We start from the raw sequence: 19,598 nt of genomic DNA on the forward strand, positions 1-19,598 counted from the left end.
ATGGCAAAAGGTAAATTCGAGCGTACAAAGCCTCATGTGAACATCGGCACGATTGGCCATGTCGATCATGGCAAGACGTCGCTGACGGCGGCGATCACCAAGTATTTTGGCGAATACAAGCGCTACGACCAGATCGATGCGGCGCCCGAGGAGAAGGCGCGCGGCATCACCATCTCGACGGCGCATGTCGAATACGAGACGGCCAACCGCCACTACGCCCATGTCGACTGCCCCGGCCACGCCGACTATGTGAAGAACATGATCACCGGTGCCGCGCAGATGGACGGCGCGATCCTGGTTGTGTCGGCCGCCGACGGCCCGATGCCGCAGACCCGCGAGCACATCCTGCTGGCCCGTCAGGTCGGCGTGCCGTCGATCGTGGTGTTTTTGAACAAGGTCGACCAGGTCGACGACGCCGAGCTGCTCGAACTGGTCGAGCTCGAGGTGCGTGAGCTGCTGACCAAGAACGAGTTCCCCGGCGACGACATTCCGATCGTCAAGGGTTCGGCACTTGCCGCACTTGAAGACTCCGACAAGAAGATCGGCGAGGATTCGATCCGCGAATTGATGGCTGCGGTCGACGACTACATCCCGACGCCGGTTCGTCCGCTGGACAAGCCGTTCCTGATGCCGATCGAGGACGTGTTCTCGATCTCGGGCCGCGGCACGGTGGTGACCGGTCGCGTCGAGCGCGGCGTGGTCAAGGTCGGCGAGGAGCTGGAGATCATCGGCATCCGTCCGACCACCAAGACGACCTGCACCGGCGTCGAGATGTTCCGCAAGCTGCTCGACCAGGGCCAGGCCGGCGACAACATCGGCGCGCTCTTGCGCGGTGTCGACCGTGAAGGTGTCGAGCGCGGCCAGGTTCTGGCCAAGCCGGGCACGGTCAAGCCGCACAAGAAGTTCGTCGCCGAAGCCTACATCCTGACCAAGGACGAGGGCGGCCGTCACACGCCGTTCTTCACCAACTACCGTCCGCAGTTCTATTTCCGCACGACCGACGTGACCGGCATCGTGTCGCTGCCGGAAGGCACCGAGATGGTGATGCCGGGCGACAACATCACCGTCGATGTCGAGCTGATCGTGCCGATCGCCATGGAAGAGAAGCTGCGCTTCGCCATCCGTGAAGGCGGCCGCACCGTCGGTGCCGGCATCGTCGTCACCATCAAAGAGTAATCGACGCCGGCATTGCCGATCAGATCGATTGCGAAAGGGCAGTCCTCGGGCTGCCCTTTTTGCTTTTTTAGCACAGCCGAGTGCTTGCGGCGCCATCTCAAAACCCTGTTGCGAGCCGTCAAAGCTCAATCACAGCGCCGGGCGTTGTTCGTGCGCGCGAAGGACGCTGTAGCACGTTGATATTGCGCATGATCGCCAGCGAAAATCGGTTCCGTTTTTGGGGGTCGTGCGTTAGGATAGTTTTCATTGCGGGGGGCTTGCCCGAATGGTTCCATGGCGCCGTCTGAATGGCCAGACATGGTGGATGCTTGGGGTGATCTGCCTGGCGTCGTTCCTTGGCACGGAACACGCTGCCTTCGCGGCGAATACAAAAAAATCCGCGTCGGATCTTGGTCCGACGATGCGGTTTGTCGTCGTCCGCAGCAGCGCGCCTGGTTGCGAACCGACCTGCCCGGAATGGATATCGGCTGAAGGCTCGATAGAAGCCGGCACGCCGGCCCTGTTCAAACGCACGCTCAAGGTGCTCGGCGGCCGAAAACTGCCTGTTGTCGTGGATTCTCCCGGCGGCAATGTCGAAGCCGCGCTGGCGCTTGGCCGGCTGATCCGCAAGAACAAGCTCGATATTGCGGTCGGCAAAACCGGGTTCACCGGTTGCCAGCCCGACGCCAAGGCGTGCAAGGAAAAAGACGGCAAGCGCGCTCGCGATTTCGGCAATGCCTATGCCGACGGCGCGATTTGCAATTCCGCTTGTCCGCTGATGCTTGCCGGCGGCATCAGGCGCGTGGTCGGTCAATGGGCCCATCTCGGCGTCCATCAGATCACCACAACCTACATCCGGACGAAATTGCAGTACCGAACCACCTACCGCGTGGTGAGAGGCAAGAAGAAGATCGTCGACAAAAAGGTCATCAGTCGCAAGAACGCCGGCAGCTACAAGACCTATGAGATGAGCAAGGCGGTGGAGAAAAGGCTGGCGGCCTATCTCAGGGAAATGGGCGTCGGCCTTGGTGTGCTAGAAGCGATGAAGGAGACGCCGGCCAGCAGCATCCAGCAACTGGCCCCCTACGACATGCTGCAGGCGAAGCTCGTTACCAGCCTGGATGCCGTCGACCTGCTGACCGCGCCAACTCTATGCAAAACAGATCCGGTGGCTGCGAACTGCAGGGAAATACCGGCGCCGGCCGGCGACGTGGTGGCATACGCCAAGCCCGCTGCTGCCGCGTCGGCGGAACCCGAAACCGTGCGGCGGGCCGATGTTGGAGATATGCGCTTCGTTCTGGTTCGCGGCAGAAGTTTTCTCTGCGATCCCAACTGTCCCGAATGGATCTCGGCGGAAGGCACGATTAGCGCTCAAACGCCGGAACGGCTGCGCCAACTGCTGGACACGATCGGTGATCGGCGACTGCCCCTGGTGATCAACTCGCCCGGAGGTGACGTGCTCGGCGCTGTGGCTGCCGGAAGGCTGATCCGAGAACGCAAGCTCGACGTGGCGGTTGCACGGACGGACTTCATTGGATGCGAGCCGGACAAGGCGGATTGCACCGCCGAAGATGGCGTCTATGTCGGGCTCACGATCGATGCGAGCGGCGAGTGTGGCGCGGCCTGTCCGATCATGCTCGCCGGCGGTGTCAGACGCCTTGTCGGTCCTCGTGCGCAGTTGACCGTGCATTCGATGGGGTTGGAGCAGCGGGTCAAGACCTATCTCAAAGACATGGCGGTCGGACCCGGTCTGCTGGTGGCGATGCGGTCGGTGCCGGCCTCGCGCCACCGGCGGCTCGAACCCGACATGATGTTGAAAGTCGGGCTGACGACCGGGCTTGAATCGGCAGATGAATTTACCGGTCCGACGATATGCAAATCGGAGCCAATGCCGGAGAATTGCCGCATGGTCTCGACTTCCGAGGTTCAGGCCGACGCGCCCATGAAGTTGTAAGGCGCAGGCGCTGCAGCTGACCCAAACTGGCCATCGAGGCAGGTTGAGCAACGTGATAGTTCCGCTATCGTCCGCAACAATTGACAGTCCGGCCAGTCGAGGATCGAGAATGAGCCAGGATATCCCGACATTGTTCGAATGGGCCGGCGGCACCGACGCGTTGAATCGTCTGACGCAAACCTTCTATGACAAGGTGTTTCAGGACCCCGTCGTCGGTCCGGTGTTCAAGAACATGTCGCCCGATCATCCGACCCATGTCGCCGCTTTCATCGGCGAGGTGTTTGGCGGCCCGAAGACCTACAGCGCAGAGCATGGCGGCCACCGCGAGATGGTCATGCATCATCTCGGCAAGCATCTGAGCGAGGAACAGCGCCGCCGCTGGATCAACCTTCTCGTCGATGCCGCCGATGAAGTCGGGCTGCCGGACGATCCGGAATTTCGCTCGGCTTTCATGGCCTATGTCGAATGGGGGTCGCGGCTCGCGAAGATGAACTCCAACCTTGGCGAGACCTGCGATCCCGAGACCGAGCCGATGCCGGCCTGGGGCTGGGGCGTGCCCGGCGGACCGTACAAGCAGCCGTCGGGCGGATGATCCCGACTCGCCACGGAGATTTCCGACCTGATGCTGAAAGCAGGCAGGAATGGAACGATCAGATCAGACCGCTCTTTACAGCGCGCACGGAAGCTTTTAGGAAGCGCCTGCTGCGTCGACATGCGCACGATACGGGCATAGCTCAGTTGGTAGAGCGGCGGTCTCCAAAACCGCAGGTCGTAGGTTCGAGCCCTGCTGCCCGTGCCATTTTTCGAAATGGCCAATTCAGGAAATGTCTGAGCTTCCACGCATCGGCCTTTTGAAAATCGCGCGGCGGCTTGCCATATAGGCTGTCTTGAGGCATAAGAGCGCTATAGCCGGGACGGGACGACTGGATGGTTCCGATGCGGCGTTTGTCATAAAGCGGACACTTGCCACTTGCGTGGATCAAGAATCGGTTTTATGTAGACGAAACAGACACGCGACGCGTGGAGCTGGGAGCCCGGCTTTACGCGTCCGATTTGCATGGGCGAAATGATTGCGCTGATTCGGCGCGAACACAGGCTCAGGCGGCACATCCCGGCCAGCGGGATCATCCAGGAGATCCGGTCAACGGGTCTTGCAGACAGAGCGGCACATGGCTTCGAAAACCACAAATCCTTTCGTCTTTCTCCAGCAGGTTCGCGCGGAGACCGCCAAGGTGACTTGGCCGTCGCGTCGCGAAACGATGATCTCGACGGTGATGGTTCTGGCGTTTGCTGTGATCGCGATGATCTTTTTCTTTACTGCCGATCAGCTCATGGGCCTCGCGGTCGAGCAGATTCTGGGCATTGGGCGCTAAGTCCGGCGATTACGGAGAAGTCTTGAGATGACTGCGCGGTGGTACATCGTCCACGCCTATTCGAACTTTGAAAAAAAGGTCGCCGAGGACATCGAGAACAAGGCCAAGCAGAAAGGCCTGTCCGCTGACATCGAGCAGATCGTGGTGCCGACCGAGAAGGTCGTCGAGATACGCCGCGGCCGCAAGGTCGATGCCGAGCGCAAGTTCTTCCCCGGGTACGTGCTCCTGAAGGCCAACCTGACCGACGCGGTGTTCTCGCTCGTGAAGAACACGCCTAAGGTCACCGGCTTCCTGGGTGACTCAAAGCCGGTGCCGATCACCGAGGCCGAGGCGCAGCGCATCCTGAACCAGGTGCAGGAAGGCGTCGAGCGGCCAAAGCCGTCAGTCACTTTCGAAATCGGCGAGGCGATCCGCGTCTCGGACGGTCCGTTCGCGTCGTTCAACGGTTTCGTCCAGGAAGTGGACGAGGAGCGGGCGCGGCTCAAGGTGGAAGTTTCGATCTTCGGGCGGGCCGTGCCGGTCGATCTCGAATTCGGACAGGTCGAAAAGGGCTGATCCGAAATCCTCGTCGCCCATGGGCGGTGAGGGAGGCGGCGTGGAAATCGCGGCCAAAACGGGTGGGAGGCGAATGCGGCTTTAGCCGGCCGCAGGAAACCGCACCACCAGACTGCAACCGCCGGTGTTGCCCAGACAGTGGGGCCGGCATGAGATAAAGGCAGGAAAGAGATGGCTAAGAAAATTGCAGGCCAGCTCAAGCTCCAGGTTTCCGCGGGCTCGGCTACGCCGTCGCCCCCGATCGGACCGGCGCTTGGTCAGCGCGGCATCAACATCATGGAGTTCTGCAAGGCGTTCAACGCGCAGACCCAGGAAATGGAAAAGGGATCGCCGATTCCGGTCGTGATCACCTACTACCAGGACAAGTCGTTCACCTTCGTCATGAAGACGCCGCCGGTGAGCTACTTCCTGAAGAAGGCCGCGAACCTGAAGTCGGGCTCGAAGGAGCCGGGCAAGGTCAAGGCCGGCACGATTGGCCGCGACAAGGTGCGCGCCATCGCCGAGCAGAAGATGAAGGATCTGAACGCGACCGATATCGAGGGGGCCATGCGCATGGTCGAGGGCTCCGCCCGCTCGATGGGTCTGGAAGTGGTGGGCTGAGATCATGGCGAAGATTGCAAAGCGTGTATCGAAGACCCGTGAAGGCATCGATCCCAACAAGGCTTATGCCTTGGGTGAGGCGCTGAAGCTGCTCAAGGACCGGTCCTCGGTGAAGTTCGACGAGACCGTTGAAATCGCGATGAACCTGGGTGTCGACCCGCGCCATGCCGACCAGATGGTCCGTGGCGTGGTCAATCTGCCGAACGGCACCGGCCGTACCGTCCGCGTCGCCGTTTTCGCGCGTGGTGACAAGGCCGAGGAAGCCAAGGCGGCCGGCGCCGATGTTGTTGGCGCCGAGGATCTGGTCGACATCGTCCAGAAGGGCACGATCGACTTTGATCGCTGCATCGCCACGCCGGACATGATGCCGCTGGTCGGCCGTCTGGGCAAGGTGCTCGGCCCGCGCGGCATGATGCCGAACCCGAAGGTCGGTACCGTCACCACTGACGTTACCGCCGCCGTCAAGGCGTCGAAGGGCGGCGCGGTCGAGTTCCGCGTCGAGAAGGCCGGCATCGTTCATGGCGGCGTCGGCAAGATCTCGTTCGATGTCAAGGCGCTGGAAGAGAACGTCCGCGCCTTCGCCGACGCGGTGAACAGGGCGAAGCCGGCTGGCGCCAAGGGCAACTACGTCAAGAAGGTGTCGGTCACCTCGACGATGGGCCCGGGCCTCAAGCTCGACGTTTCGACGCTGGCGGCGTCCTGATACGAACCATTCGGATCGGCCGCTAAGGGCCGATCCGCAAACAGATTCCGGGCCTCCGATTTATCTTGGCGGCCCGGTACCGGAAGTCGGAAGGCTTCCGGACATCCTGTCCGAGATTGCGGGCGGCCCCAAGCCTTAATTCAAGGGGGGCCTTAATTCATGTGGGCCTGCATGAGACGGGTGAAGACCGGACAACGGAGCGACATGCTCCAATGAAAGGTTCGAACCGTGTTTGCCTTTTGTCTGCGCACCATTCGGCTTGCCGGCTGGTGTGGCGAAAGGGGGCAGGATCCTCGAGCGTCGTTCGGGAGATCCGTTACTGGATGGCCCGGCCGGCAAAAAGGCAACCCGACGCCTGTCCTCGTAATGGGAATGTTCCCGTTAACAGGATTGGGGTCAACTGGAGATAGGCAGTGGACAGAGCGGAAAAACGCGAACTCGTCACGGGCCTGAATGAAGCGTTTTCGGGCGCTGGTTCAGTCGTCGTGGCCCACTACGCCGGTATCACCGTCGCGCAAATGAACGACCTTCGGTCGAAAATGCGTGTCGCCGGTGGCACCGTCAAAGTCGCGAAGAACCGTCTCGCCAAAATCGCTCTTCAGGGCACGGACTCCGCATCGATCATCGACCTGTTCAAGGGACAGACGCTGATCGCCTATTCGGAGGATCCGATTGCGGCGCCGAAGGTCGCGTCCGATTTCGCCAAGGGAAATGACAAGCTCGTCATTCTCGGCGGCGCAATGGGCACCACCTCGCTCAACGCCGACGGTGTGAAGGCACTCGCCACACTTCCGTCGCTCGATGAGCTGCGCGGCAGGCTGGTTGGCATGATCGCCACGCCGGCCACCCGGATCGCCCAGATCGTCAATGCGCCTGCGGCTTCGGTTGCGCGCGTCATCGGCGCTTACGCCCGGAAGGACGAGGCGGCATGAGGCCGTTCCTCGCTATCACAAACACACGTTCGAACCTTATGAAGGAATATTGCAATGGCTGATCTGGCAAAGATCGTAGACGACCTTTCGAAGCTGACCGTCCTCGAGGCGGCCGAGCTGTCGAAGCTTCTGGAAGAAAAGTGGGGCGTTTCCGCTGCTGCTCCGGTGGCGGTTGCCGCCGCTGGCGGTGCCGCGGCGGCGGCTGCTCCGGTCGAGGAAAAGACGGAATTCGACGTCGTCCTCACCGAGGCGGGCGCTCAGAAGATCAACGTCATCAAGGAAGTTCGCGCCATCACCGGTCTTGGTCTCAAGGAAGCCAAGGACCTGGTCGAGGCGGCTCCGAAGCCGGTCAAGGAAGCCGTTTCCAAGGCCGACGCGGACAAGTTCAAGGCCCAGCTGGAAGCAGCCGGCGCCAAGGTCGAACTGAAGTAAGCGTTTGATATCGGCGGGCGGCTTCGCGCCGTCCGCCACTCCCTTGGCGCGAAGGGAGGCTGCGTAACGCGAAGAGTACGAAAACCTCTTTCCTGAGGGCCGTAAACCGGCCTTCAGGAAACGGGTTTTCTCCCGTTTTGGCCGGCCACCGACAGGGTGGCGGGTGAACAAATAAAAGGCCGCCGCCGAGGTGGCCGAGAATGCAAGGCGAGCCGCGGCGAGGCTCGCCCCGAGAATCGAGCTAAGGAGCGACGATGGCCCAGACACAAACTTTCAATGGCCGCAGACGCGTACGCAAATTCTTCGGAAAGATTCCGGAAGTTGCGGAGATGCCGAACCTGATCGAGGTTCAGAAGGCATCCTATGACCAGTTCCTGATGGTAGAGGAGCCCAAGGGCGGGCGTCCTGACGAGGGACTGCAGGCGGTTTTCAAATCGGTCTTCCCGATCTCCGACTTTTCCGGCTCCTCGATGCTGGAATTCGTGAAGTACGAGTTCGAAGCGCCGAAATTCGACGTTGACGAATGCCGTCAGCGCGACCTGACCTATGCCGCGCCACTCAAGGTGACGCTGCGCCTCATCGTGTTCGATATCGACGAGGATACCGGCGCCAAGTCCATCAAGGACATCAAGGAGCAGGACGTCTATATGGGCGACATGCCGCTCATGACCTTGAACGGTACCTTCATCGTCAACGGCACCGAGCGGGTCATCGTCTCGCAGATGCACCGTTCGCCGGGCGTCTTCTTCGACCATGACAAGGGCAAGTCGCACTCGTCGGGCAAGCTGCTGTTTGCGGCGCGCGTCATCCCCTATCGAGGCTCGTGGCTCGACATCGAGTTCGACTCGAAGGACGTCGTGCACGCCCGCATCGACCGCCGCCGGAAGATTCCGGTGTCGTCGCTGTTGATGGCCCTCGGCATGGACGGCGAGGAGATCCTGTCGACCTTCTACAACAAGATCACCTACAAGCGCGCCGGCGACCATTGGCGCATCCCGTTCAACGTCGAGCGTTTCCGCGGCCTCAAGGCCGTTGGCGACCTGGTCGATGCAGACACCAACGAGGTCGTCGTCGAGGCCGGCAAGAAGATCACTGCCCGCCAGGCCCGCCAGCTCGGCGAAAAGGGTCTCAAGGCGATCAAGGCGACGGACGAGGACCTGCTCGGCAACTACCTTGCCGAGGACATCGTCAACTACGCGACCGGCGAGATTTTCCTCGAAGCCGGCGACGAGATCGACGAAAAGACGCTGAAGGTGCTTCTCAGCGCCGGCGACGACGAGATCAAGGTTCTCGACATCGACCACGTCAATGTCGGCGCCTATATCCGCAACACGCTCAACGTCGACAAGAACGAGAGCCGCCAGGACGCGCTGTTCGACATCTACCGCGTCATGCGCCCCGGCGAGCCGCCGACGCTCGAAACCGCCGAAGCCATGTTCAACTCGCTGTTCTTCGACAGTGAGCGCTATGATCTGTCGGCCGTCGGCCGCGTCAAGATGAACATGCGCCTCGAGCTCAAGGCCGAGGACACCGTCCGCGTCCTGCGCAAGGACGACATCCTGGCCGTGGTCAAGACGCTGGTCGAACTGCGCGACGGCAAGGGCGAGATCGACGACATCGACAATCTCGGCAATCGCCGCGTGCGCTCGGTCGGCGAGCTGATGGAGAACCAGTACCGCGTCGGCCTGCTGCGCATGGAGCGCGCGATCAAGGAACGCATGTCCTCGATCGAGATCGACACGGTGATGCCGCAGGACCTGATCAACGCCAAGCCGGCGGCTGCCGCCGTGCGCGAGTTCTTCGGTTCCTCGCAGCTGTCGCAGTTCATGGACCAGACCAACCCGCTGTCGGAGATCACCCACAAGCGCCGTCTCTCGGCGCTTGGACCCGGTGGTCTGACCCGCGAGCGCGCCGGCTTCGAGGTGCGCGACGTGCACCCGACGCATTACGGCCGCATCTGCCCGATCGAGACGCCGGAAGGCCCGAATATCGGTCTGATCAACTCGCTGGCCACCTTCGCGCGCGTCAACAAGTACGGCTTCATCGAGAGCCCGTACCGCAAGATCGTCAACGGCAAGCTGACCAATGAGGTCGTTTATCTGTCGGCGATGGAAGAGGCCAAGCACCACGTCGCGCAGGCCAATGCCGAGCTCGACAAGAATGGTGGTTTCGTCGACGAATTCGTCATTTGCCGCAACGCCGGGGAAGTGATGATGGCGCCGCGCGAAAACGTCGATCTGATGGACGTGTCGCCGAAGCAGATGGTGTCGGTGGCCGCGGCCCTGATTCCGTTCCTCGAGAATGACGACGCCAACCGCGCTCTGATGGGCTCGAACATGCAGCGTCAGGCCGTGCCGCTGGTGCGCGCCGAAGCGCCGTTTGTCGGCACCGGCATGGAGCCGATCGTCGCCCGTGACTCGGGCGCCGCCATCGGCGCCCGCCGCGGCGGTATCGTCGACCAGGTGGACGCGACGCGTATCGTCATCCGCGCCACGGAAGATCTCGATCCCGGCAAGTCGGGCGTCGACATCTACCGGCTGATGAAGTTCCAGCGTTCGAACCAGAACACCTGCATCAACCAGCGTCCGCTGGTGCGCATGGGCGACCGGGTCAACAAGGGCGACATCATCGCCGACGGTCCGTCGACCGAACTCGGCGATCTGGCGCTCGGCCGCAACGTGCTGGTCGCGTTCATGCCGTGGAACGGCTACAACTACGAGGACTCGATCCTCTTGTCCGAGCGCATCGTCGCCGACGACGTCTTCACCTCGATCCACATCGAGGAGTTCGAGGTCATGGCGCGCGACACCAAGCTCGGGCCGGAGGAGATCACGCGCGACATTCCCAACGTGTCAGAAGAAGCGCTGAAGAACCTCGACGAGGCCGGCATCGTCTATATCGGTGCGGAAGTGCAGCCGGGCGACATCCTGGTCGGCAAGATCACACCGAAGGGCGAAAGCCCGATGACGCCGGAAGAAAAGCTTCTGCGCGCCATCTTTGGCGAAAAGGCATCGGACGTGCGTGACACCTCGATGCGCATGCCGCCCGGAACCTTCGGCACCGTCGTCGAAGTGCGCGTCTTCAATCGCCACGGTGTGGAGAAGGACGAGCGCGCCATGGCGATCGAGCGCGAGGAGATCGAACGCCTCGCCAAGGACCGCGACGACGAGCAGGCGATCCTCGACCGCAACGTCTATTCGCGCCTCTCTGACGTTCTCGTCGGCAAGGACGCGATTGCCGGGCCGAAGGGCTTCAAGAAGGGCTCGAAGCTGTCGAAGGACACGCTCGATGAGTATCCGCGTTCGCAGTGGTGGCAGTTTGCGGTGGAGAACGAAAAGCTCCAGAGCGAACTGGAAGCCCTGCGTGGCCAGTACGACGATTCCAAGAAGGCGCTCGAACAGCGCTTCATGGACAAGGTCGAGAAGGTCCAGCGCGGCGACGAGATGCCTCCCGGCGTCATGAAGATGGTCAAGGTCTTCGTGGCCGTGAAGCGCAAGATGCAGCCCGGCGACAAGATGGCCGGCCGGCACGGCAACAAGGGTGTCGTGTCGCGGATCGTTCCGGTCGAGGACATGCCGTTCCTCGAGGACGGCACGCATGCCGATATCGTGCTCAACCCGCTGGGTGTGCCGAGCCGCATGAATGTCGGCCAGATCCTGGAGACGCATCTGGGCTGGGCTTGCGCCGGAATGGGCAGGAAGATCGGCGAGCTGATCGACGCGTACAAGACAGGCGGCGACATCAAGCCGTTGCGCAAGACGCTCGAGAGCTTCATGCCGGCCAACGACCGCAACGAGCCGATCCGCGACTATGACGACGAGAGCGTCGTTCGCCTCAGCGAGCAGATGCGCCGCGGCGTCTCCATCGCGACACCGGTGTTCGACGGCGCGCACGAGGCCGACATCAACATCATGCTGGAGCAGGCGGGCCTGCACACCAGCGGTCAGTCGCAGCTCTATGACGGACGCACCGGCGAGCCGTTCGATCGCAAAGTGACGATGGGCTACATATATATGCTCAAGCTTCACCACCTTGTGGACGACAAGATCCACGCGCGTTCGATCGGGCCGTACTCGCTCGTTACCCAGCAGCCGCTGGGCGGCAAGGCGCAGTTCGGTGGCCAGCGCTTCGGCGAGATGGAGGTCTGGGCGCTCGAAGCGTACGGCGCCGCCTACACGCTGCAGGAGATGTTGACGGTGAAGTCGGACGACGTCGCCGGCCGCACCAAAGTCTACGAGGCGATCGTCAGAGGCGACGACACGTTCGAGGCCGGCATTCCCGAGAGCTTCAACGTTCTCGTCAAGGAAATGCGTTCTCTGGGCCTCAATGTCGAGCTGGAGAACACCAAGCTGGACGATAGCCCGGTTCGGCTGCCCGACGCGGCCGAGTGAGCAAGACGTCCGGTCGCGGCTCCCGCGACCGGACGCACCAAATTCTTCGGCCGGTGGCCGACCAAGTCGGCGGGCGTTTGGCCCGCGCTAGATGACAAGGGGTTTTCGAGGACCCCGAAAAGGAGAACGGCATGAACCAAGAGGTCATGAATCTCTTCAATCCCCAGGCGCCTGCGCAGGTGTTCGATTCCATCCGGATCTCGCTCGCCAGCCCTGAGAAGATTCTGTCCTGGTCGTTCGGCGAGATCAAGAAGCCGGAGACCATCAACTACCGCACCTTCAAGCCGGAGCGTGACGGCCTGTTCTGCGCGCGCATTTTCGGTCCGATCAAGGACTACGAGTGCCTGTGCGGGAAGTACAAGCGCATGAAGTACAAGGGCGTCATCTGCGAGAAGTGCGGCGTCGAAGTCACGCTGTCGCGCGTCCGCCGCGAGCGCATGGGCCATATCGAACTGGCCGCGCCCGTCGCCCATATCTGGTTCCTGAAGTCGCTGCCGTCGCGTATCGGCACGCTGCTCGACATGACGCTGAAGGACATCGAGCGCGTTCTCTACTTCGAGAACTACATCGTCACCGAGCCTGGCCTCACCGCGCTTAAGGAGCACCAGCTCCTCAGCGAGGAAGAGTACATGATGGCCGTCGACGAATATGGCGAAGATAGCTTCACCGCCATGATCGGCGCCGAGGCCATCCACGACCTTCTGGCCGGCATGGACCTGGAAAAGATCGCCGGCGACCTGCGTTCGGAGCTGGCTTCGACCACGTCCGAGCTCAAGCAGAAGAAGTATCTGAAGCGGCTCAAGGTCGTCGAGAACTTCATGGAGTCCGGCAACCGTCCGGAATGGATGATCATGAAGGTGGTTCCGGTGATCCCGCCGGACCTGCGCCCGCTGGTTCCGCTGGACGGCGGTCGCTTCGCCACGTCCGATCTCAACGATCTCTATCGCCGCGTCATCAACCGCAACAACCGCCTGAAGCGGTTGATCGAGCTGCGTGCGCCCGGCATCATCGTGCGCAATGAAAAGCGCATGCTGCAGGAAGCCGTCGACGCGCTGTTCGACAATGGCCGCCGCGGCCGCGTCATCACCGGCGCCAACAAGCGTCCGCTGAAGTCGCTGTCCGACATGCTCAAGGGCAAGCAGGGCCGGTTCCGCCAGAACCTGCTCGGCAAGCGCGTCGACTATTCCGGCCGCTCGGTCATCGTGACCGGCCCGGAGCTCAAGCTGCACCAGTGCGGCCTGCCGAAGAAGATGGCGCTCGAACTGTTCAAGCCCTTCATCTATGCCCGCCTCGACGCCAAGGGTTACTCCTCGACCGTCAAGCAGGCAAAGAAGCTGGTCGAGAAGGAGCGTCCGGAGGTCTGGGATATCCTCGACGAGGTCATCCGCGAGCATCCGGTGCTCTTGAACCGTGCGCCGACGCTGCACCGCCTCGGCATCCAGGCGTTCGAGCCGATCCTGATCGAAGGCAAGGCTATCCAGCTTCACCCGCTGGTCTGCACGGCTTTCAACGCCGACTTCGACGGCGACCAGATGGCGGTTCACGTGCCGCTGTCGCTGGAAGCGCAGCTCGAAGCCCGCGTGCTGATGATGTCGACCAACAACATCCTGCACCCGGCTTCCGGCGCGCCGATCATCGTGCCGTCGCAGGACATGGTTCTGGGTCTCTACTATCTCTCGATCGTCAACCAGAACGAGCCGGGCGAGGGCATGGTGTTTGCCGATATGGGCGAACTCCAGCACGCGCTCGAGACCAAGGCGGTGACGTTGCACTCCAAGATCAAGGGCCGCTTCCGCACGGTCGATGCAGACGGCAAGGTCGTGTCGAAGATTTACGACACCACGCCCGGCCGCATGATCATCGGCGAGCTTCTGCCGAAGAACGTCAACGTGCCGTACGAGACCGCCAACCAGGAGATGACCAAGAAGAACATCTCCAAGATGATCGACACCGTCTACCGCCATTGCGGTCAGAAGGAGACGGTCATTTTCTGCGACCGCATCATGGCCCTCGGCTTCAGCCACGCCTGCCGCGCCGGCATTTCGTTCGGCAAGGACGACATGCTGATCCCTGATGCCAAGATCAAGCTGGTCTCCGACACCGAGGCTTTGGCCAAGGAATACGAGCAGCAGTACAATGACGGCCTGATCACGCAGGGCGAGAAGTACAACAAGGTCGTCGACGCCTGGGCCAAGTGCTCGGAAAAGGTCGCCGACGAGATGATGGCCCGCATCAAGGCGGTCGAGTTCGAGGATAATGGCCGTCAGAAGCCGATGAACTCGATTTACATGATGTCGCACTCCGGTGCGCGCGGCTCGCCCACCCAGATGCGCCAGCTTGCCGGTATGCGCGGCCTGATGGCCAAGCCTAGCGGTGAAATCATCGAGACGCCGATCATCTCGAACTTCAAGGAAGGCCTGACCGTGCTCGAGTATTTCAACTCGACCCACGGCGCCCGTAAGGGTCTGGCCGACACCGCCTTGAAGACGGCGAACTCGGGTTACCTCACCCGTCGTCTGGTCGACGTGGCGCAGGACTGCATCGTCAACTCCGTCGACTGCGGCACCGATAAAGGCCTCACCATGCAGCCGATCGTCGATGCCGGCCAGGTCGTCGCTTCCGTCGGCCAGCGCGTTCTCGGCCGCACGGCGCTCGACGACATCACTCATCCGGTCACGGGTGAGGTTCTGGTCAAGGCCGGAACGCTGATGGACGAACGCGACGTCGAGCAGATCGAACAGGCCGGCGTCCAGTCGGTCCGCATCCGCTCGGCGCTTACCTGCGACGTCAGGGTCGGTGTATGCGCGGTCTGCTACGGACGCGACCTGGCCCGCGGCACCCCGGTCAACCAGGGCGAGGCTGTCGGCGTCATCGCGGCGCAGTCGATCGGCGAGCCGGGCACCCAGCTCACCATGCGTACCTTCCACATGGGCGGTACGGCGCAGGTGGTGGACAGTTCGTTCCTTGAAGCCTCGTATGAGGGCAAGGTCGAGATCCGCAACCGCAACGTGGTGCGCAACTCCGACGGCCAGCAGATGGTCATGGGCCGCAACATGGCGGTGCTGATCCTCGACGAGGCCGGCAAGGAGCGCGCCACGCACCGTGTCACCTATGGTTCGCGCATCTTCGTGGACGATGGCGACAAGGTGAAGCGCGGCCAGCGCATCGCCGAATGGGATCCCTATACCCGCCCGGTCCTCACCGAAATCGAGGGCAAGGTGGCGTTCGAGGATCTGGTCGATGGCATTTCCGTCCAGGAAACGGCCGACGAATCGACCGGCATCACCAAGCGCGAGGTCATCGACTGGCGTTCGACGCCACGCGGCAACGATCTCAAGCCGGCGATCGTCGTCCAGGACACCAAGGGCAAGGTCGGCAAACTGTCGAAGGGCGGTGACGCTCGCTTCCTGCTCTCGGTCGAGGCCATTCTTTCGGTCGAGCCGGGCGCACAGGTTCGCCCCGGCGACGTGCTGGCGCGTATCCCGATGGAAAGCGCCAAGACCAAGGACATCACCGGCGGTCTGCCGCGTGTTGCCGAACTGTTCGAGGCACGTCGTCCGAAGGATCACGCCATCATCGCCGAGATCGACGGCACGATCCGCTTCGGCCGCGACTACAAGAACAAGCGCCGCATTATCATCGAGCCGCATGACTCGACGCTTGAGCCGGTCGAATACCTGATCCCGAAGGGCAAGCCGTTCCATCTCCAGGACGGCGACGTCATCGAGAAGGGCGACTACATCCTCGACGGCAATCCGGCGCCGCACGACATCCTGGCGATCAAGGGCGTGGAGGCGCTTGCGTCCTACCTCGTCAATGAGATCCAGGAGGTCTACCGTCTGCAGGGCGTGTCGATCAACGACAAGCACATCGAGGTGATCGTTCGCCAGATGCTGCAGAAGGTCGAGATCACTGCGCAGGGCGACTCGACCTACATTCCGGGCGACCACGTCGACGTGATCGAGCTGGAAGAGGTCAACGAGCGCCTGGTCGAGGACGGCAAGAAGCCGGCCGAAGGCCAGCCGGTGCTCTTGGGCATCACCAAGGCCTCGCTGCAAACGCCGTCCTTCATCTCGGCCGCCTCCTTCCAGGAGACGACCAGGGTGCTGACCGAAGCGGCGGTTGCCGGGAAGACCGACATGCTGCAGGGGCTGAAGGAAAATGTCATCGTCGGCCGTCTGATCCCGGCCGGCACCGGCGGCACGATGAGCCAGATCCGGCGCATCGCCACCTCGCGCGACGAGCTGATCATCGACGAGCGCCGCAAGGCATCGGGCGTCGAGGTCGTCGATCCGATGCTGACCGACATGGCTTCCGCCGCGCAGTAAGCGCGGCGGTACAGATCTCAGGCAACAAAGCCGTCGGGGCAACTCGGCGGCTTTTTCTTTGCTGCTCAAAGTGAAGTTGCGATCTTACGTTGTGACGATAGAGTGGAGCCGGCACCAAATGGGTGCCGTATTTCGATCGCCCGGCACTGCCCCTCATCTGCCTGCCGGCATCTTCTCGCCGTATAGGGACGGGGAGAAGGGGCTGGCCGCAACCTTGGCCCCCTTCTTGCGGCGCTGGCGATTGGCGAAACCATCGATGACGGCGTCCTTCTCCCCGTCCCTAAAGGGGGAGAAGATGGCGGCAGCCAGATGAGGGGCGGCGCTTCGATTGCAGGTTACGAGAATCCGGGCGAAGGGTCGCTCATAACCCTGTAGGCCTCAGTCGAAAAACGCTTCCACCACATTGCGCTTGCCGAGCATGAAGGCGTCTGCGACGTGCTGTAGCGGGGCGAGGTCGACGTCGGACACGCCGGCGCGCACGATCTCGGCGAAGCGCTTGTAGAGCATCGGATACTCCGCTTCCGGTTCATCATGAACGACGCGGCCGTCGACCGCGAGTTTTGACCCGCCCCCCGAAAGCACCATCGCGCCCTTGTCCGTCTCGGCCAGGATATCCCAGCTTTGCGGGCCGGTCTGGCGCCAGTCGAGTTCCATCGTCACCGGCAAGCCGTTCGAGGTGCGGAAGGCGATGTGTGCCGCGATCGGGGCCGCGCGGTTTTCGGGAAAATCGAGAATTGCCGAGGTGATGAACATCGCCGGCAATATGTGGGTCGCAATCGACAGCGCGTTGATGCCGGGATCGAACACGCCGAAGCCGCCAGGAGCCCAGATCCAGTCCTGGTTCGGGTGCCATCGGCGCACGTCCTCCTTCCAGTTGATGGCTGCCGATCTGATAGTGGTCGAGCCGAGAAAATCGCGCGCAGCCTCGACTGCCGGGGCATAGCGCGAATGCCAGCTGGCGAACAGCGAGACGCCGTTCGCGACCGCTAGCGCCTTCAAATCCTCGACCTCGCTGACCGTGGCACCGGGCGGCTTTTCCAGGAAGACTTGCTTTTTCGCTTCGAGCGCTGTCCGTGCGGCGTCATAGCGGAACTGCGGCGGCATGCAGAGTGATACGGCCTCGAGCTCCGGCACCGCGTCGAGCATCGCCTCGATGGTTGGAAAATTCGGGATGCCGTCCACCTTGCCGTGCCGGCTGGCGGCGGCGGCGAGACGATAGGCCGGGTCCTTCGCCAAGGCCGGCAGATGCTGGTCGCGGACGATCTTTCCTACCCCGACGATGCCGAGCTTGATGGGGTCGCTATTCCTAGACATGGAGACTCCGCAGATTGGATGCGCTGGCTGTCAGCAGCGAATGGTTCTTAGCAGAGAACCGATGCCGGGCAAGCCTCGGGAGCTTGCCCGCCCGCCGAGATCGGCTTCGTTTCAGACAGACCCCGAATCAGATCGGCCCTGCTTCAGACTGGCCCTTGCTTCAGACTGGCCCTTGCTTCAGACCGGCACGTCGAAGGTGACGATCGACACTTCGCCTTCGAGCGCACCCTGATAGGCCGATAGGTGTGGCTCTTCGTCGGGCACGCCGTCCAGGTCGCCGATCTGGTCGAGCTCCGCCTCGGCATAACCTTCGGCCGCGAGCGATTCGAGCGCCCGGCGCACCGCCGAATCGTCGTCGGGCGCGACCAGCATGAGGTGGACGCCTTCCGGCTTGCCGCCCTTCCTTTTCCATGCTCGGCCGGTAATGATGGTGACCGGGCGCTCATCATTGTCGTTCACGGGCCGATTCCTCCGGGCGAGGGGATTTGCGCTGTTCATGCCGCCTTTTTCGCATGAAGCAGGGCTGCGCGACAGCCGAAAGCCGGTCACTTTCTTCCTTCCCGTTGCAAAATGGCGAAAGAAAATTACATGCGCTTTTCGCATGGCTGCCAAGCCTCGGTTTCAGCGTAATATTTGGCGCTCCGGGGTTGACGGGCAACAGGCTTGCGAGTAGAAGCCGGCCAGTCAGAACCGATGTGAGGCTCTCCCTTCCGAAGCGACACGCTTTGGAGTTTGCCTCAAACAGGGTTCGTTTTACGAGCGAAAAGACATTTCCGGCGTGCATGAAGCGGCTTCCGCTTCCTCTGCCATTTGTTCGGGCAAGACCGCGAGGCGCGGTTTGTGGCCCGAATTTGCGTATGGAAATGACGCTTTGAGCGGCCCTGACCGGGCGAGACACGGAATTGAGAGACAAGAGGGTTTAATGCCTACCGTCAACCAGCTGATCCGCAAGCCGCGCATTGCGCCGGTGAAGCGCAACAAGGTCCCGGCCATGCAGCAGAACCCGCAGAAGCGGGGCGTCTGCACGCGCGTCTACACAACGACGCCGAAGAAGCCGAACTCGGCGCTGCGCAAGGTGGCCAAGATTCGCCTGACCAATGGTTTTGAAGTGATCGGCTACATCCCCGGCGAAGGCCACAACCTTCAGGAACACTCGGTGGTGATGATCCGCGGCGGCCGCGTCAAGGATCTTCCGGGCGTCCGCTATCATATCATCCGCGGCGTGCTCGATACGCAGGGTGTGAAGAACCGCAAGCAGCGCCGTTCGAAATACGGCGCCAAGCGTCCGAAGTGACCGAAGCGTAGCCAAGGTCATCCCGGACGGCGCCAGGCGACGATCCGGGGTCCAGGCCACCACGCAGAATTGAGGCAGAGAAAAAATGTCCCGTCGTCACAGTGCAGAAAAGCGTGAGATCAATCCGGACCCGAAGTTCGGCGATCTGATCGTCACCAAGTTCATGAATGCCGTCATGTATGATGGCAAGAAGTCGGTTGCCGAGACCATCGTCTACGGCGCGCTCGACCAGGTCCAGTCCAAGACCAAGCAGGAGCCGGTCACCGTCTTCCATCAGGCGCTCGACAATGTCGCGCCGCATGTGGAAGTGCGTTCGCGCCGCGTCGGTGGCGCCACCTACCAGGTTCCGGTCGATGTGCGCCCCGAGCGCCGTCAGGCGCTGGCCATCCGCTGGCTGATCGCTGCTGCCCGCAACCGCAATGAGACCACGATGGTCGACCGCCTCTCCGGCGAGCTGATGGACGCGGCCAACAACCGCGGCACCGCCGTCAAGAAGCGTGAAGACACCCACAAGATGGCAGAAGCCAACCGCGCCTTCGCGCACTACCGCTGGTAAAGCGCGAACGA

At 62.2% G+C, this 19,598-nt stretch carries 15 protein-coding genes and 1 tRNA gene; 14 read left to right on the top strand and 2 right to left on the bottom strand.

All coding sequences use genetic code 11. The annotated features are described in order from the left end of the window. The 12 genes from tuf to rpoC form a co-directional block, all read left to right on the top strand. A partial coding sequence (gene tuf / locus EN807_RS20920; protein ID WP_029352152.1) for an elongation factor Tu occupies positions 1-1,176 on the top strand: 1,176 nt, incomplete at its 5' end. Between the two features lie 265 nt (positions 1,177-1,441). Beyond that, entirely contained in the window at positions 1,442-3,109 is a 1,668-nt protein-coding gene (locus EN807_RS20925; RefSeq protein ID WP_135936513.1) for a hypothetical protein, read from the top strand. A 109-nt stretch (positions 3,110-3,218) separates the two neighbouring features. After that, complete coding sequence (locus EN807_RS20930) at positions 3,219-3,701, top strand: group II truncated hemoglobin (protein ID WP_127315887.1); 483 nt, start codon at positions 3,219-3,221, stop codon at positions 3,699-3,701. A gap of 131 nt (positions 3,702-3,832) precedes the next feature. Further along, a tRNA-Trp gene (locus EN807_RS20935) sits at positions 3,833-3,908 on the top strand. 370 nt (positions 3,909-4,278) lie between these two features. Further along, positions 4,279-4,482, top strand: coding sequence for a preprotein translocase subunit SecE (secE, locus tag EN807_RS20940; RefSeq protein WP_013531408.1), 204 nt, complete (start codon positions 4,279-4,281; stop codon positions 4,480-4,482). Between the two features lie 27 nt (positions 4,483-4,509). Further along, the gene (nusG, locus tag EN807_RS20945) at positions 4,510-5,037 is read left to right on the top strand and encodes a transcription termination/antitermination protein NusG (RefSeq protein WP_006333333.1); all 528 of its coding nucleotides are present in this window, start codon (positions 4,510-4,512) and stop codon (positions 5,035-5,037) included. Positions 5,038-5,208: 171 nt separating this feature from the next. Further along, on the top strand, positions 5,209-5,637 hold the full coding sequence (gene rplK / locus EN807_RS20950) for a 50S ribosomal protein L11 (protein ID WP_029352163.1): 429 nt from the start codon (positions 5,209-5,211) through the stop codon (positions 5,635-5,637). Positions 5,638-5,641: 4 nt separating this feature from the next. After that, a complete protein-coding gene (gene rplA, locus EN807_RS20955; protein WP_127315886.1) occupies positions 5,642-6,340 on the top strand; it encodes a 50S ribosomal protein L1 in 699 nt (232 codons plus the stop codon). A 413-nt stretch (positions 6,341-6,753) separates the two neighbouring features. After that, positions 6,754-7,272 (top strand): 50S ribosomal protein L10, encoded by a 519-nt coding sequence (gene rplJ / locus EN807_RS20960; protein ID WP_065011395.1) that lies wholly within the window; start codon positions 6,754-6,756, stop codon positions 7,270-7,272. 54 nt (positions 7,273-7,326) lie between these two features. After that, positions 7,327-7,704 carry a 50S ribosomal protein L7/L12 gene (gene rplL / locus EN807_RS20965; protein ID WP_023680442.1) on the top strand — a complete coding sequence of 126 codons (378 nt, stop codon included), beginning with the start codon at positions 7,327-7,329 and terminating at the stop codon, positions 7,702-7,704. Positions 7,705-7,958: 254 nt separating this feature from the next. Continuing rightward, complete coding sequence (gene rpoB / locus EN807_RS20970; RefSeq protein ID WP_029352168.1) at positions 7,959-12,095, top strand: DNA-directed RNA polymerase subunit beta; 4,137 nt, start codon at positions 7,959-7,961, stop codon at positions 12,093-12,095. 131 nt (positions 12,096-12,226) lie between these two features. Next, on the top strand, positions 12,227-16,423 hold the full coding sequence (rpoC, locus tag EN807_RS20975) for a DNA-directed RNA polymerase subunit beta' (RefSeq protein WP_135936514.1): 4,197 nt from the start codon (positions 12,227-12,229) through the stop codon (positions 16,421-16,423). Positions 16,424-16,801: 378 nt separating this feature from the next. Here rpoC and EN807_RS20985 read toward each other — a convergent pair whose 3' ends face one another. Beyond that, positions 16,802-17,737, bottom strand: coding sequence for a Gfo/Idh/MocA family oxidoreductase (locus tag EN807_RS20985; RefSeq protein ID WP_135936515.1), 936 nt, complete (start codon positions 17,735-17,737; stop codon positions 16,802-16,804). Positions 17,738-17,914: 177 nt separating this feature from the next. Then, a complete protein-coding gene (locus tag EN807_RS20990; RefSeq protein WP_127315883.1) occupies positions 17,915-18,196 on the bottom strand; it encodes a transcriptional regulator in 282 nt (93 codons plus the stop codon). Positions 18,197-18,659: 463 nt separating this feature from the next. Between EN807_RS20990 and rpsL the strand changes: the two genes are divergently transcribed. Together rpsL and rpsG are read left to right on the top strand one after the other, a co-directional pair. Continuing rightward, complete coding sequence (gene rpsL / locus EN807_RS20995; protein ID WP_006333356.1) at positions 18,660-19,031, top strand: 30S ribosomal protein S12; 372 nt, start codon at positions 18,660-18,662, stop codon at positions 19,029-19,031. A gap of 85 nt (positions 19,032-19,116) precedes the next feature. Then, complete coding sequence (rpsG, locus tag EN807_RS21000) at positions 19,117-19,587, top strand: 30S ribosomal protein S7 (protein WP_008875664.1); 471 nt, start codon at positions 19,117-19,119, stop codon at positions 19,585-19,587. The last annotated feature ends 11 nt before the right edge of the window (positions 19,588-19,598 follow it).

The sequence above is a fragment of the Mesorhizobium sp. M5C.F.Ca.ET.164.01.1.1 genome, assembly GCF_004792125.1.
GTDB lineage: Bacteria > Pseudomonadota > Alphaproteobacteria > Rhizobiales > Rhizobiaceae > Mesorhizobium > Mesorhizobium wenxiniae.

Bases quoted from the DNA above. Each gene is read 5' to 3' on its own strand.
- rplK (WP_029352163.1), top strand. From the start codon at position 5,209: ATGGCTAAGAAAATTGCAGGCCAGCTCAAGCTCCAGGTTTCCGCGGGC.
- rpoC (WP_135936514.1), top strand. From the start codon at position 12,227: ATGAACCAAGAGGTCATGAATCTCTTCAATCCCCAGGCGCCTGCGCAG.
- nusG (WP_006333333.1), top strand. From the start codon at position 4,510: ATGACTGCGCGGTGGTACATCGTCCACGCCTATTCGAACTTTGAAAAA.
- rpsL (WP_006333356.1), top strand. From the start codon at position 18,660: ATGCCTACCGTCAACCAGCTGATCCGCAAGCCGCGCATTGCGCCGGTG.
- rpoB (WP_029352168.1), top strand. From the start codon at position 7,959: ATGGCCCAGACACAAACTTTCAATGGCCGCAGACGCGTACGCAAATTC.
- rplL (WP_023680442.1), top strand. From the start codon at position 7,327: ATGGCTGATCTGGCAAAGATCGTAGACGACCTTTCGAAGCTGACCGTC.
- EN807_RS20985 (WP_135936515.1), bottom strand. From the start codon at position 17,737: ATGTCTAGGAATAGCGACCCCATCAAGCTCGGCATCGTCGGGGTAGGA.
- rpsG (WP_008875664.1), top strand. From the start codon at position 19,117: ATGTCCCGTCGTCACAGTGCAGAAAAGCGTGAGATCAATCCGGACCCG.
- EN807_RS20925 (WP_135936513.1), top strand. From the start codon at position 1,442: ATGGTTCCATGGCGCCGTCTGAATGGCCAGACATGGTGGATGCTTGGG.
- EN807_RS20930 (WP_127315887.1), top strand. From the start codon at position 3,219: ATGAGCCAGGATATCCCGACATTGTTCGAATGGGCCGGCGGCACCGAC.
- secE (WP_013531408.1), top strand. From the start codon at position 4,279: ATGGCTTCGAAAACCACAAATCCTTTCGTCTTTCTCCAGCAGGTTCGC.
- rplA (WP_127315886.1), top strand. From the start codon at position 5,642: ATGGCGAAGATTGCAAAGCGTGTATCGAAGACCCGTGAAGGCATCGAT.